At 40.9% G+C, this 13,880-nt stretch carries 13 protein-coding genes; 10 read left to right on the top strand and 3 right to left on the bottom strand.

The window, feature by feature from the left end; translation table 11 throughout:
• Positions 1-48 precede the first annotated feature (48 nt).
• The 4 genes from NG55_RS05570 to NG55_RS05555 all read left to right on the top strand — a co-directional run bounded on the left by NG55_RS05570 (position 49) and on the right by NG55_RS05555 (position 5,597).
• Positions 49-1,170: a PD-(D/E)XK nuclease family protein gene (locus tag NG55_RS05570; RefSeq protein ID WP_065342620.1), complete on the top strand. Its 1,122-nt coding sequence runs from the start codon at positions 49-51 to the stop codon at positions 1,168-1,170.
• A gap of 112 nt (positions 1,171-1,282) precedes the next feature.
• The gene (locus tag NG55_RS05565; RefSeq protein WP_065342619.1) at positions 1,283-2,191 is read left to right on the top strand and encodes a GIY-YIG nuclease family protein; all 909 of its coding nucleotides are present in this window, start codon (positions 1,283-1,285) and stop codon (positions 2,189-2,191) included.
• Between the two features lie 35 nt (positions 2,192-2,226).
• Positions 2,227-2,694 carry a GIY-YIG nuclease family protein gene (locus NG55_RS05560; protein WP_065342618.1) on the top strand — a complete coding sequence of 156 codons (468 nt, stop codon included), beginning with the start codon at positions 2,227-2,229 and terminating at the stop codon, positions 2,692-2,694.
• Positions 2,695-2,720: 26 nt separating this feature from the next.
• Positions 2,721-5,597, top strand: a complete 2,877-nt coding sequence (locus NG55_RS05555) for a type I restriction endonuclease subunit R (protein ID WP_065342617.1) — start codon at positions 2,721-2,723, stop codon at positions 5,595-5,597.
• A gap of 94 nt (positions 5,598-5,691) precedes the next feature.
• Here the strand turns inward: NG55_RS05555 and NG55_RS05550 are convergent, their stop codons facing one another.
• Positions 5,692-6,168 (bottom strand): winged helix-turn-helix transcriptional regulator, encoded by a 477-nt coding sequence (locus NG55_RS05550; protein WP_065342616.1) that lies wholly within the window; start codon positions 6,166-6,168, stop codon positions 5,692-5,694.
• A 163-nt stretch (positions 6,169-6,331) separates the two neighbouring features.
• On the opposite strand from NG55_RS05550, the gene NG55_RS05545 reads away from it, so the two are divergent.
• The 4 genes from NG55_RS05545 (at position 6,332) to NG55_RS05530 (ending at position 9,447) form a co-directional block, all read left to right on the top strand.
• The gene (locus NG55_RS05545; protein WP_065342615.1) at positions 6,332-7,198 is read left to right on the top strand and encodes a metal-dependent hydrolase; all 867 of its coding nucleotides are present in this window, start codon (positions 6,332-6,334) and stop codon (positions 7,196-7,198) included.
• 128 nt (positions 7,199-7,326) lie between these two features.
• Positions 7,327-8,007, top strand: a complete 681-nt coding sequence (locus NG55_RS05540; protein ID WP_065342614.1) for a glutathione S-transferase family protein — start codon at positions 7,327-7,329, stop codon at positions 8,005-8,007.
• Positions 8,004-8,771, top strand: a complete 768-nt coding sequence (locus NG55_RS05535; RefSeq protein WP_065342613.1) for an SDR family NAD(P)-dependent oxidoreductase — start codon at positions 8,004-8,006, stop codon at positions 8,769-8,771. The genes NG55_RS05540 and NG55_RS05535 overlap by 4 nt, the downstream gene beginning before the upstream one ends.
• A 1-nt stretch (position 8,772) precedes the next feature.
• The gene (locus tag NG55_RS05530) at positions 8,773-9,447 is read left to right on the top strand and encodes an oxidoreductase (protein ID WP_065342612.1); all 675 of its coding nucleotides are present in this window, start codon (positions 8,773-8,775) and stop codon (positions 9,445-9,447) included.
• A gap of 12 nt (positions 9,448-9,459) precedes the next feature.
• On the opposite strand, the gene pdxR is transcribed toward NG55_RS05530, so the two are convergent.
• Positions 9,460-10,965: a MocR-like pyridoxine biosynthesis transcription factor PdxR gene (gene pdxR / locus NG55_RS05525; RefSeq protein WP_065342716.1), complete on the bottom strand. Its 1,506-nt coding sequence runs from the start codon at positions 10,963-10,965 to the stop codon at positions 9,460-9,462.
• A 38-nt stretch (positions 10,966-11,003) separates the two neighbouring features.
• Between pdxR and NG55_RS05520 the strand changes: the two genes are divergently transcribed.
• Both NG55_RS05520 and NG55_RS05515 read left to right on the top strand, forming a co-directional pair.
• Positions 11,004-11,783: an aldolase gene (locus NG55_RS05520; protein WP_065342611.1), complete on the top strand. Its 780-nt coding sequence runs from the start codon at positions 11,004-11,006 to the stop codon at positions 11,781-11,783.
• A gap of 5 nt (positions 11,784-11,788) precedes the next feature.
• Positions 11,789-12,670: a dihydrodipicolinate synthase family protein gene (locus tag NG55_RS05515; RefSeq protein ID WP_065342610.1), complete on the top strand. Its 882-nt coding sequence runs from the start codon at positions 11,789-11,791 to the stop codon at positions 12,668-12,670.
• Positions 12,671-12,722: 52 nt separating this feature from the next.
• Here NG55_RS05515 and NG55_RS05510 read toward each other — a convergent pair whose 3' ends face one another.
• Positions 12,723-13,772, bottom strand: a complete 1,050-nt coding sequence (locus tag NG55_RS05510) for a helix-turn-helix transcriptional regulator (RefSeq protein ID WP_065342609.1) — start codon at positions 13,770-13,772, stop codon at positions 12,723-12,725.
• Positions 13,773-13,880 lie beyond the last annotated feature (108 nt).

Below are 13,880 nucleotides of genomic sequence, written 5' to 3'. Positions count from 1 at the left end.
AAAATATATAAAAATCTGTGATAGCAGATAGGAACATAGAGCAAAAAAATGCAGGAAATAGAAGACCAACTGATTAAAAAATATGAGAATTTATTGCTTAAAGCCCAGCAATATAAAAGACCTGAACGCGAAATGACGATTTTTGATACAGCATTAAACAATCACCATGAAAACCCAATCACTGAACTATTGGCTTTCTTTCTCAATCCAAATGAGAAACATCAACTAGGGGATAGTTTTTATCAAGGTTTTATGAACGCTCTAAAACAGTATGAGCAATATCAAGACTTTGAGTTTGGCGAGTTTAAGCAACTCTCTACTCAGCAGATAACTGATCAAGGTAAATTTATTGATTTATGGGTGGAGACCGATAACGCTTTAATCATTGTAGAAGTGAAAGTGTATCATCATCAAAATAACCCTTTTAAAGAATACGAAGCTTGGGCAAATAAGAAAATTGAGTATCAAAATCGACAAGATCAGGAAAAACGTCTCATCAGCATTGTGTTATGCCCGAATGGTAAATGTACGATAGCGAATTGGTTAGGTTTGTCCTATACCCAACTGACGACATCGATTAAACCGCATGTATCACAATATGCATTTAATCAAAATTTAAACAAATGGGCTGTTTTTGCCCGCGATTTTTTATTACACCTAGATAGCTTTAATTATTTATTGGACATAGATATGAGTCGTTTAAATTTTGTTGTCGATAATATGTATAAAATTCAAGAATTAATTGATTTAAAGCAAAGCGTTTTTCAAGATATTATTAGGCATATTAATACACAACTACAGATCGCATTAGGTGAAAATTATCAACCAGAAGTTAAGGAAAGAACTTGGCCAAATGGTCCAGCTTTCTATTTTAGAGGGCAAAGTTGGAAAGCTGCTTCGAGTTCAATCTTATATTTGCGCTTAAATAATAAGCCAATGAGTTGTTCTGTTCGTATGTACGTTCACAAACCTACGAGCGAATTACGAGAGCAGATTAAAATATTATTAGATGACTCTAAATACATGCTTTCAGGTGAATGGGATGAACAAAATAGTAAATGGTGGTGTCTGAAGTGGGATTTTTCAGAATTTGATTTAGATACAGTCACAGATCATATTATCTTTATGCATAAAATTTTAAATCGTGTTGAGCTTGAGTGGAAAAAATAGATTCTCTAAAATAATATTTGACTAGATAATATTATATTTGAGAATGCTTAATGCAGCAGAAAATAAAGCACTGTTTCTTATTTCAATTAAGTAACATTTAAGAGGGGGAAGTATGGCGCATGGGAAAAGTATAAAAATGTTTTTGGCAGATGGGTCTCCGAATGGGATTCTTACAGCCGAAATCATTAACTGGACGGGTCATGTACTTTCCGCACCGCGTACAAAGCTATCAGAACTTATTCAACGTGAAGAATGTTCACGGACAGGTGTATATTTCCTAGTGAGTTATGATCCTGAGAATCCACTTTATCCGAAAGTGTATATTGGTGAATCAGATGATGTTGCAAATCGTTTAAAGCAGCATAATCGTACTGAAGAAGCAGGTGGTAAAGATTTTTGGGAAAAAGTTTGTTTGGTTACAGGTAAAGATCAAAATATTACTAAGACGCATATAAAGTATTTGGAGAGTCGTTTAATTGAGATTGCACGAAGGAATGGTCAATGTCAGTTAATGAACGGAACATCTCATGATTACAGTAAATTACCTGAATCTGATACAGCAGATATGGAATATTTTCTTGAACAAATTCAAGTGATATTACCAGTTTTAGGCTATGAGTTTTTGAAAGAAATTAAACGTTCAAGTTTTAACTCCTTAGTTCCGAATGTAATGACTGGCGATGTTGGAGCTGATTTTTATCTAGCCATCAAAGATGTAAATGCAAAAGCAAAAATAGTTGATGGAGAGTTTTATGTTCTTCAAGGGTCTCAAGTGCGTCGAGAAGTAAGTCAACCTACCCACAACTATATGAAAAATCTAAGACCCCGACTTTTTGAAAATAATATAATTTCTTCAGATACCTACACATTTAATCAAGATCATTTGTTTTCAAGTCCTTCAGCGGCAGCAGCAGTGATACTTGGCCGCTCAAGTAATGGACGAAGACGCTGGAAGCAGTTAGGGACAGATTTAACTTATGAGGAATGGCAGCAGAAACAAGTAGATGACATTCAAATTTAACTATTAATCATCACCATAATATCAAGGGGAACTTTATGAAAATTGAACTGAATTGGATGGAGCCAATCGAATTAGGTAGCTCTAGTACCTTACGAGAAAACATTAAAAATTTAAACCTAAAATCTATTCCAGATATTGCTGGAGTTTATATTTTTTATCGAGAATATGGTGGAAAACAATACGCGCTGTATGTAGGTAAGTCTGAGAATATCCGTACTAGAATGAAATCTCATTTTAACAGCTTAAGTTTGATTGAGGGTTTAGAAAATACACCTCAAGGCGCAAAAAAGTTAATTTTTGCTGAAGTAAAAACACGTTCTGATTTAGGGCGAGCGTTGAACCAAGCTGAAAAGGGTTTAATTCAATATTACATTGATAAAGGTCATCCTTTACTTAATAAAAAACTGATGGCAGATCATTTCGATGAAATTATGCCTAAAGGAGAGGTGATTGATTTGGTTAATGAAGAGATTTGGGTTTATTCAACTCAAAGTACACGCTAATAATAGATTTTGGTATAGAGGTAAAAATGACAGTACAAAGCGAATATCAACTTGAAAATGAGCTGATTGCACAATTACAAGGGTTGGGTTATGCAACCGTCGTGATTAAAGATGAAAGCCAATTACTGTCTAATCTAAAAACACAAATTGAACGTGCTAATGGGCTTACAGCATTGTCAGAAACTGAGTGGAAGCAGGTCATTAGCTTTCTCAATACAGGCACAGTATTTGAACGTGCTAAAAACCTACGTGACCAGTTTCCTGTCAAATTTGATGATGGTTCAAGCAAGCACATCTTCTTTTTATCAAATGACTCAAGTAAAAATGTATATCAAGTCACCAATCAAATCACGGTAGATCATCGTGATTTTAATGGTCGAACCAGCCGTTTCGATGTCACGCTCTTGGTCAATGGTCTACCGCTGGTGCAAATTGAGCTGAAAAAGCGCGGCATGGAAATTGCCGAAGCCTTCAATCAGACGCAACGTTATATTCGGGAAGCGTATTGGGCAGGGCAAGGGCTGTTTGGTTTTATTCAGCTTTTTGTCATCAGTAACGGTGCAAATACTCGCTATTATTCAAATGGTACGACTGGAATTGAGTTTGCCTTTCCTTGGGCAGATGTTGCCAATAAACATATCAATGAAATTGTCGATTTTGCGGATGCATTTTTAAATCACTCACATCTTACAGATATGCTGACTCAATACATGGTGATGTTGGAAACCAGTAAAAGTTTGATGGTGCTGCGTCCTTACCAAATTTATGCTGTGCAGAAGATCATTACTCATGTACAAACTTCACAGCAAAACGGCTATATCTGGCATACCACAGGCTCAGGTAAAACGCTGACATCATTTAAAGCCAGTCAGCTCATCATGAACATGCCCGATGTGGAAAAGGTATTGTTTGTGGTGGATCGTAATGACCTTGATACTCAGACGTCACGAGAATTTAATGCTTTTAAAGCCGAGAGTGTGGATAGCACAGACAGCACGCACACTTTGGTTAAACAACTCGATCAACGCCATGACAAGCTGATCGTGACCACCATTCAAAAGCTGAATCGTGCGATTAGCACGGACCGATATTTAGAACACATCAATTATCTAAAAGATAAAAAAGTGGTGTTCATTTTTGATGAATGTCACCGTAGCCAATTTGGTGATACCCATCAAAACATTAAAAAATTCTTTAGCAATGCACAAATGTTTGGATTTACGGGCACACCGATCTTTGAGGAAAATAGCCAATCTAAAGCAGGTTTGAAGCTCACTACAGAATACTTATTCAATCAGTGTTTGCATCAATATGTGATTGTGGATGCGATTCGAGACCGCAATGTATTGCAGTTCCAAATTGATTATCGTGGCAAATATACCGCCAAGGGGATGCAAAATAATCTCGATAATGGGGATGAGGTTGAGGGGATAGATACCCAAGAGCTTTATGACAATCCACAGCGATTGGAAATGATTGCCCGTTATATTGTTGAGACGCACGATACCAAAACCAAGAACCGTGAATTTACGGCAATGTTCTGTGTCGGTTCAGTGGATACCTTGACGCAGTATTATGAGTTATTTGAAAAAATACAAGCCGAGAAGCAGCAGCAAGATGAAGAGCTAGGTCGATTATTTAAACCACTCAGTATTGCGACTATTTTCTCTTATGCTGCAAATGAAGCGGTTGAAAATCTTGATCAAAATGGATTGATTCAAGAAGAATCAACTGCTACACCTAGCCAAATAAATCAGTCTAGTCGTGACAAACTGGATCGGTATATTGCCAATTACAATGCCCAGTTCGGTACGAATTATAATTCGGGCGAAGGATTCTATGCTTATTACCGTGATATTGCAGAGCGAGTAAAGAAAAAGCAGATCGATATTTTACTGGTTGTGAATATGTTCCTTACTGGCTTTGACTCAAAACCTTTAAATACCTTATATGTGGATAAAAATCTTAAATATCATGGTTTGATTCAGGCTTTTTCACGAACCAATCGTGTGCTCAATGATAAAAAACCATTTGGGAATATCATCAGCTTCCGTAATTTAAAACGTGCTACAGATGAAGCATTGGCATTGTTTTCAAATAAAGAGGCTCGAAAGACTGTCCTTGTCCCATGTTTTGATGAAATCAAACAAGACTATGAGTTAGCAGTTGAAAGGTTATTGAGTATCACGCCTGATTATCAGGCTGTTGATGCTTTGATAACAGAAGAACAGCAACTTGAGTTCATCAAGGCATTTCGAGAAGTCATGCGCTATAACGCTCAGCTACAAACTTTTGTGGAATATGACCAAGATCAAACGGGATTAGATAAACAGCACTTTGCAAATTTTGCGTCTAAATATGCAGATCTATGTCGAGCGATTCGTAAAACCACCAAGAAAGAAAAAGTCTCAGTACTCGATGATGTCGATTTCCAATTGGATTTACTGCACAGTGATCGTATCAATGTAGGGTATATCCTGACACTGCTACAGATGGCGGTGAATGCTGAAACAGATGAGCAGCGTAAGAAGTATGAAGCTCAGGTACATGACCTGATTGGCGGTGATATTAGTTTGCATGACAAGCAGGACTTGATACAAAAGTTTATTGAAGAAAATATGCCAAAAATGATCAATGGGCAAAGTGTTCAAGTGGCTTTTGCTCAGTTCTGGGATATAGAAAAAGAGCAAGCCTATCAGCATTTTTGTGAACAAGAAAATCTAAAACCTGAAGCAATGAAACAAGTTTTAGATAATTATGAATTCAGTAAACGCTTACCAAGAAAAGAAGAAATGAAAGAGTTACCAAACTACAAGGTCAAGCTATTTGAGCGAGACAGTGTATTAACCAATTTGTTGGTGAAAACACGTCAATTGATTGAGAGGTTTTATGTGGGGCTGTAACTTATTCATCGGATTCGGGTTTTAGGATTTTCAAAAAACCAGATCTATAAACTATAGAATAAGGGAGTTACAAACTCCCTTATTTATTGGCTAATTAAGAAGAAGTAGCTTCCTCTCCATCCTCACCCGTCACATAAACAGGTGACATTTGTCTGGCATCAAGAGGCTGCTTGCAGCAATCACAGGTTAGACTTGGACTGGTCACATGCCCACAGCTTTTATGCAAATAACGCAATTCAGGAAATTGTTTATTTTCATTTTGCCAAATATTGCCCCATGTACTCATGGTCACAATAATCGGATACAGGGCTAAGCCTTTTTCCGTCAGCTTATACTCATAGCGTTTTGGTGCTTCATGATAAAGCACTTTCTCAAAAATCTTGTGTTCCACCAAACGGTTAATACGCTCGGTCAGCAAATGACGGGTAATACCCAACTGCTTTTGAAAATCATCAAAACGTCGGGTTTTCATAAAGGCATTACGAATAATCAGCAGAGTCCAGCGGTCACCAAAAATCGATAAAGTCCGTGCAATAGGACAATTCATTTCACCGAGTTCATGCCATTTCATCGCAATACCATCTATATGTCTTTACAGGAAGCAGGCTGTCATTTTAGGACAACTTGAACGATTAAGATATCCGCTTTATTGACAACTTATCATAGCAGCTATATTTTTCAATTAAGTTCTTTTTTGGAACTTAATATTTTGAGATCTATTCTTGAGGTGAGTTATGTCTGCGTCAACGTTAAAAGAAAAATCAAAGCAAAAGATACCTGCATCATTTCCAGTCCGCCGTATGGATTATGAATTTCAGGATATGCCCAAATACTGGTGTAATGATGAGCCAAGTTTTACCCATTATTTCACAGGTCTTTCCACCCTATTTCCAGAAGGAGAGTCTTACTTTGTCCGTTCAGTCAGGGCTTTACGTGATCAAGTCAAAAGCAACCCGCAGCTGGATCGTGATATTGGGGCTTTTATTGGTCAGGAAGCGATGCATTCCAAAGAGCATCATGCCTTTCATGTCAGTGCGCAACAATATGGCCTAGACCCTGAATCACTGGAAAAAGTCACAGGCATTATCCTTAAAGCCATTGAACGTACCTTTCCGAAAAAGTGGAATCTCTTGGTCACAGTTGGGTTGGAGCATTACACCGCAGTATTGGTGGTGGAGATGATGAAAAACGTCAATGAATTAATGACTGATACCACGATCCGTAATTTATGGCTGTGGCACAGTGTCGAAGAAACCGAACATAAAGCGGTTGCCTATGACATGTATGAATATCTCTATGGCAAAGGACTAGATGCCTATATCCCACGCGTAGCGATTTTTAGCCTGAGTTTGGTCCTCATCACAACCTTCTCGAACGTCTACCAAGTGGTATTGATGTCCAGAGATAAGCAATTACTCAATCTGAAATCGTGGGCTAAATTTGCAGGCTTTACCGTGCAGGCCTATCGAAAACTGGTGCCACAATTTTTCTCTTATTATCGTCGTGATTTCCATCCTAATGATACCGATGAATCGGATATTGTGGCAAAAACCAAAATCAAAATTGGTTTATCGCCAGAACAATCGACTTTTATTCATTAATCGGCGCGAAAAAAATCACCCGCGCTTACACATCACCAAAGGGATAAATATCTGTAAGATAAGTTGAGCTCGCTTTGCATTGCGGGCTTATCATCCAGATCAATTCAATAAAAGATGGAAATATAACAATGAGTACAGTGGTCTTACATCAATGGGAAATTTCACCGTTCTGCAAGAAAGTTGCGCGGATGTTGCAGTTTAAAGGCATTGCATTTGAAACTGTAAATTATAACGGCGTATTGGGGGCTAAAGTCCCAGGACTCAGCAAAGTCGGCAAAGTCCCTGTGCTGGATATCAACGGACAACGCATTCAGGACAGTACTAAAATTGCCCGTTTTCTAGATGATGCTTATCCAGAGTTGCCCCGTTTATATCCTACGGATCCGCTGCAAAAAGCCTATGTGGAATTGTGGGAAGACTGGTCGGACGAATTGTTATATTTCTATGAAGTATATTTTCGGGTCAGTGATGCCGATGCCTTGAATCATGCGGTGGCGATTAGTGCGGAAGGTCGTCCTAAGCATGAGATTGTATTAATGAAACCTTTGCTCAAAGCCGCGCTGAATCTGCAAGTGAAGATGCAAGGTACAGGACGAATGGCGAAGGCGGATATCGAGGCAGAATTTACTCGGCATTTAGAACGCATCGAGTTGGTATTGGGTCAAACGGGCTGGCTCGTCGGTGAGAGCAAAACCATTGCCGATATTGCAGTGGGTTCACAACTGTTAGAGGTAGTACGTACCAGTAAAATCTGGGGACCTAAAATTAACAGTTATCCGCATATTCAGCATTGGATACAACAATTATGAATCGGTCGAAGCAAGAGATAACGCAGCCAACTGCGATTGTTGCGGTGGTTGGCGTGGGTGCGGAGCAAGGCATTGGTGCAGCTGTTTGTCGCCGTTTTGCTCAGGAAAAATTCAAAGTCTATGTGGTGGGGCGAACGTTAAATAAGGTCGAAAAGGTCGCTGCAGCGATTAATCGCCAAGGTGGGCAGGCTGTTGCCTATGCGCTGGATGCTGAAAACGAGCAGCAGCTGCAGACCTTATTTGATCATTTAAACGATCAGCCAGAAGCATTGGCCGCGGTGATCCATAATGTGGGTGGTAATATTCCTTCGATCTTTTTACAAAGCACTCTGAAGTTTTTTAGCCAAATGTGGCGTTCCACCTTTTTATCTGCGGTGTTGGTGGCGCAGCGTAGTTTAAGCATTTTTCAAAAACAGCAGCAGGGCACGCTGATTTTTACCGGTGCCAGTGCTTCTTTGCGAGGTAAACCTTTTTTTGCAGCATTTACCATGGGCAAGTCTGCGCTGCGAAGCTACGCCTTAAATTTGGCTGAGCTCTACCGCCCGCAAAATATCCATGTGGCGCATGTGGTGGTGGACGGCATGGTTGATGGTGATCGTGTTAATAAAGCCTTATGGGGCTTGGGACGGCTGGCACGGTTAACCCGTGGTACGGGTGGTTTAAATATTGAGGCAATTGCTGAAAATTACTGGATGCTCTATCAGCAAAATGTTGATTTATGGACGCATGAACTAGATTTACGTCCTTATCAGGAGAAATTCTAAGATGAGTAAGTTGCTGCCACACTGGTTGAAAGCCCAACAAAAAGTGCAGGGCTGTGCGGTGATCGTGGGTAATGATGTACAAGCTTTGAGCCCGCTTTTTAGCCCTGAGATACCTGTTTATCAACTTCAGCATGATGTGACCCAAACACAGCTACAGCTTGAGGTTCAAGCACAGAGGCTGATCCGTGTACGACTGAATCTGTTGGATGCTGCTGCGCTAAAAAAATGCATGCAACAGATTCAAACAGCAGGGCATTTTGTCGATTTATGCATCTTTCAACCTGACTTTGTGCTGCCTGAAAATAACCATGCATTGTCCGCTGCACAGCTTGAGCCCCATTGGCAAAACACGGGCTTAACCGCGGTGAGTATTGCCCAAGCTGTGATTCGACAGATGCTGTCCAAACAACAAGGGACTTTGATTTTTTTAGGGCAACAGCAGCCTATTCAATCTGAGCAAGATTTATTCAGTCAAAGCCTATCTGCCAGTATTCGAGCCTTGGCTCAGTCATTGGCGCGAGAGTTTCAGCCGAAGGGAATTCACGTGGTCTATTGTGCGCTGGCACATTGGCAAAGTGCTAACCATGCATTGATGCAATCGCTGCAACAGACCTGTTGGCATCTGTATCAACAACCCAAATCGACGTGGAGTCAGGAGTTACGCTTAGGATTATAAAATCACGCGTATTCAAGCTTTGGACTGAAATGCAGTATAGAGCAGGCTGATGATGTTTGAAATTTCAGTTTCATTGATGGCGGCATAGCCAAAACGGATATGAAAATGCTGATTTGATGCTTGGCTTTCAGCCGCAAAATGCGCTTCAGCATCAATATGCAACTGATTCAGAAGCTCATTATATTCAGAACGATAGGGAAATTTGAATTTGACCCATAGCGCCATGCCTCCCAACGGAGGGTTAATGTCTACTCGATCGTTAAATACCGCTTGGAAGCGGTTCACTGCAAAGTCACGCCGTTGTTGGTAAATTTTGCGCATCTTGCGGATATGGCGCTTAATTTCTCCCTGTTGCATCAGTTCTGCCATCGCCAATTCAGTGATGATATTACCTTGTTTATCAATCAACAGAATCTCCTGATTCATGGCTTGGATGATGTCTCGATTGGCGACCACATAGCCAATCCTTAAACTCGGCGCAAACACTTTGGACAGTGAACCAATATGAATGACTTTTTCTGCATGCGGCAAACTGATCAGCGGTGGAATTGGGCGGCTGTCATAATGAAACTCGTGATCGTAGTCATCTTCAATAATATAAAAATCAAAGCTTTTGGAGAGTTCCAATAATTTTAAGCGCCGATCCATTGCCATGGTCACGGTGGTTGGATATTGATGATGCGGGGTGGTATAGATTGCAGCCACATCATATTGTTTTAGTAGTTCTTCAAGATGCTTAATATCAAGACCATGTTGATCCAGCCCAACTCGAACGATGTGATAATGATGCGATAAAAAAGTTTCAATCGCAGGTGGATAAGACCATTGCTCCACCACAATCACTTTGCGTTGAGCAGAACGCCCAGCCAGTACACGAGCCGCTAAAAAAATCCCCATTTGGCTGCCGCGAACCACACCAATATTGTCGATGCTGGTTTTAATAAAGCGTTCCATTGACAGCATTTTCAGCAATGCCTGACGTAACTCAATACTGCCTTGTGGGTCGCCATAGCCCATGATTTGAGAGCGGGTCACTTGAATCAAGGCATGTCGATAGGCTCGTGAAAATAATTCATAAGGAATTAGACGCGTATCTGGAATGCCATCATTTTTAACTGCTGTTAGGCTTGCTGTACTCGGTGAGGGATTAAGTTCTAGTGCAGCATTGCTCTTTTTATGTTTTAACTCAGGCAAATTCTCTGCCACAAAGGTGCCTTGTCTTGGCTTGGAGATCAACCAGCCTTGTGCTTCTAAATCTTCATAAACCGACTGTACGGTTTTACGATTAATCTTTAATTCTTCCGCAAGCGAGCGGGAGCCAGACAGACGTGAACCTGAGCTGAGCCGTCCAGACAGAATCTCTTCAATAATCTGATTGGCCAACTTGAGAAAGATGGTTTTTTCTTCTCGCTCTTCAAGATGAAGACGAATCTTCCACGGTTGCTGCATGCTGATCTGGACCATATAAGTTTTATAAACTGGATATTTTAACTCATCCACTGACTTCGTATTCTGCATCTGTCCCATCCACAAATCAACCGTAGCGAGGTGGTCTTATGCAAACCGCATTACTCAGCAAACAGCAATTGATGCAAACTGCACAGCAGAATATGAATTTGATCCAAGAGGTCAGTTATACGGATCGACAGAAGTTAGCTTTAACTTGTCGTATTTTATTTGATCATGGCCATGATGCAGGCTTGGCGGGGCAAATTACCTGTCGTGCCGAACAAGAAAATACCTTTATCACACAGCGTTTTGGTTTGGGTTTTGACGAAATTACCGCAGCCAATTTATTGGTGGTCGATCAAGACCTCAAACCTTTAGATCAGCAAGGCATGGCCAACCCAGCCAACCGTTTTCATACTTGGATTTATCAGCAACACCCTGAAGTGAATTGCATTATCCATACCCATCCCACTCATATTGCAGCCTTGTCGATGCTACGTGTGCCACTGGCCATTTCGCAAATGGATACCTGTGCCTTGTATGAAGATTGCTCTTTTGTCTGTGAATGGCCGGGGGTGCCAGTCGGCAATGAAGAAGGCATTTTTATTTCTGAAGCTTTAGGAAAAAATCGGGCGGTGTTGTTGTCTCATCACGGTCAACTGGTTGCAGGCAAGAGCATTGAAGAAGCTTGTAATTTAGCGTTGTTGATTGAACGTGCTGCACGTTTGCAATTGTTGGCGATGTCAGCAGGGCAAATCCAGCCGATTCCACATGAACTGGCAAAAGAAGCCCATGACTGGTTGTCTACTGATAAGCGCAACAAAGTTAATTTTGCCTACTACGCACGTAAGGCGTTGAAAAACCATCAAGATTGTATTGAGGAATAAATCACATGAAAATTGAAGGCATTATTGCTTATCCCGTCACGCCATTTAAAGCGGGCGGGCAACAACTTGATCTTGAGGCCCTAACGATCAGTCTCAATGCATTGCTTGAATCACAGTGTGATGCGATTGCACCTTTAGGCAGTGCAGGGGAAAGTGCTTATTTAACTTGGCAAGAATGGCAGCAGGTGGCACAAACCACCATTGAGGTGGTGAATCAACGTGTTCCTGTGATTGTTGGAATTTCTGAACTGACCACTGCGATGGCGATTCAAAAAGCCAAGAAAGCAGAAGAATTAGGCGCAGATGTGATTATGGTGATTCCAGTGTCGTATTGGAAACTCACCGATCAGGAAATTTATGATTATTATCAACAGATTGCCGCATCGGTAAAATTGCCAATTATGGTCTATAACAATCCTGCCACCAGTGGAATTGATATGTCACCTGAATTGATCGTGAAAATGTTTAATGAGATCGACAATATTTGCATGGTCAAAGACAGCACCGGTGATATTCAGCGTATGCATAAATTTCATGCTTTAACGCAGGGGCAGTTGCCATTTTATAATGGTTCTAATCCATTGGCGCTAGAAGCCTTTTGTGCTGGGGCGGCAGGTTGGTGTACGGCAGCACCCAATTTGCTCGGTGACTTGCCAAAGCAATTATATCAAGCGATTCAACAAGGCGATCTGCCAAAAGCTCAGGCGATATTTTATCAGCAATTACCTGTGCTGAGCTTCATTGTCAAAGGGGGCTTACCGAAAACAGTGAAATCGGGGCTCAATCTATTGGGCTTTTCGGTCGGGGTGCCAAGACCACCTTTGCAAGGTGCGACAGGGGCTGAAATTGAGCAGTTAAAAGGCTTGATACAAGCGGCTGTAAAATAAGCATGTTCAAGTCAGGTCGAGATTGATCGACCTGACGTCACTTGTTTGTGCTCTAAATTGGGTTTTGACGAAATTGGCTCGGTGTTACACCACTCCATTTTTTAAAGGCACGGGCAAAGTTGGCAGGCTGTAGATAGCCTAAGTACAGTGCAATATCCTGTATTTCCATATGATTGTTATGCAGAAGTTTTTGTGCTTCTTGATATCTGATTTCATCTAATAGACCCAGATAGGAATAACCGGCTTCATCCAGATGTCGTCGTAAGGTGCGACTCGACATATGCAGACGTTCCGCAACTTGATCTAGACTTGGATAACCTTTTTGCGGCGTGAGAACTAATTCTGTTTTAACACGTAAGCCAATATCTTGAATGGTTTCAGAAAAACGAATTTGTTCAGCTTCACATTGCGCTAAAGCCTGTTGAAAAGCAGTGGGATCTGCCATTTTGGTGACATGGTTGAGGATGGATGCTGGGTAGCAAATTTGGTTTTGGGCTTGATCAAAATGGATCTGCGGAAGTTGAGCTTGAAACTGTTGATGGTAAGGTGGTTCAGACCAATCTACCTGAAGTTGGACCTCAGCAAAATCACGCTCGGTTAATGAGCGTCCCGTTTGTACAATGCCAATCATCAGGCATTCATAGAAAAAGCGTCTTAAAATTTCCGCCTGTTCAGCATGCTGACTGACGACGGGGTGAGTCTGCTTGATTTCAATGGTGGAGTGTTGTTGGTGTTCAAAAAAATCAATTCGGTAATCTTTGAGCCGCATATTAAAAAATTGCGTTGCAAGTTCAATCGACTGTCGTAAAGAAGGGCTACTCATTAGCGCATAGCCCATTGGACCATGGGCGGTGAGACGCAGTTTTAGCCCATATTCGTAGCCTAAACCAGTATCTTTGGCCAAACTTAAACAGATCCAAGCCAATTTTGACCATTGTTTGGGACTGATACGCGCATCTAATTGATGCAGCAATGCCGAAGCTATTTTACTTTGCTGCAGAATCTCGGAAGCAGAGAAGCCTTTTTCAACCATAATTTCCAAGAGTAAATGCACATAAGAAATCGGAATACTGGCTTTGGATAAGCCATAGGGATCTTTCATTTCTTGTTTTAATTTGGCCGAAAATGATTAGCAGTATGGCTGAATTACCGCTCACGCTCAAGTTTTAGCTCTTAGATACTAGGATTATTCTATTGATCTGAGTATGGA

Source organism: Acinetobacter gyllenbergii (genome assembly GCF_001682515.1).
Taxonomy (GTDB): domain Bacteria; phylum Pseudomonadota; class Gammaproteobacteria; order Pseudomonadales; family Moraxellaceae; genus Acinetobacter; species Acinetobacter gyllenbergii.
This window is presented reverse-complemented; position numbering and strand designations above follow the sequence as displayed.

What these genes read in the sequence shown, in the direction of transcription:
- NG55_RS05570 (WP_065342620.1), top strand. Translation starts at nt 49, where the DNA reads ATGCAGGAAATAGAAGACCAACTGATTAAAAAATATGAGAATTTATTG.
- NG55_RS05565 (WP_065342619.1), top strand. Translation starts at nt 1,283, where the DNA reads ATGGCGCATGGGAAAAGTATAAAAATGTTTTTGGCAGATGGGTCTCCG.
- NG55_RS05560 (WP_065342618.1), top strand. Translation starts at nt 2,227, where the DNA reads ATGAAAATTGAACTGAATTGGATGGAGCCAATCGAATTAGGTAGCTCT.
- NG55_RS05555 (WP_065342617.1), top strand. Translation starts at nt 2,721, where the DNA reads ATGACAGTACAAAGCGAATATCAACTTGAAAATGAGCTGATTGCACAA.
- NG55_RS05550 (WP_065342616.1), bottom strand. Translation starts at nt 6,168, where the DNA reads ATGAAATGGCATGAACTCGGTGAAATGAATTGTCCTATTGCACGGACT.
- NG55_RS05545 (WP_065342615.1), top strand. Translation starts at nt 6,332, where the DNA reads ATGTCTGCGTCAACGTTAAAAGAAAAATCAAAGCAAAAGATACCTGCA.
- NG55_RS05540 (WP_065342614.1), top strand. Translation starts at nt 7,327, where the DNA reads ATGAGTACAGTGGTCTTACATCAATGGGAAATTTCACCGTTCTGCAAG.
- NG55_RS05535 (WP_065342613.1), top strand. Translation starts at nt 8,004, where the DNA reads ATGAATCGGTCGAAGCAAGAGATAACGCAGCCAACTGCGATTGTTGCG.
- NG55_RS05530 (WP_065342612.1), top strand. Translation starts at nt 8,773, where the DNA reads ATGAGTAAGTTGCTGCCACACTGGTTGAAAGCCCAACAAAAAGTGCAG.
- pdxR (WP_065342716.1), bottom strand. Translation starts at nt 10,965, where the DNA reads ATGCAGAATACGAAGTCAGTGGATGAGTTAAAATATCCAGTTTATAAA.
- NG55_RS05520 (WP_065342611.1), top strand. Translation starts at nt 11,004, where the DNA reads ATGCAAACCGCATTACTCAGCAAACAGCAATTGATGCAAACTGCACAG.
- NG55_RS05515 (WP_065342610.1), top strand. Translation starts at nt 11,789, where the DNA reads ATGAAAATTGAAGGCATTATTGCTTATCCCGTCACGCCATTTAAAGCG.
- NG55_RS05510 (WP_065342609.1), bottom strand. Translation starts at nt 13,772, where the DNA reads ATGAAAGATCCCTATGGCTTATCCAAAGCCAGTATTCCGATTTCTTAT.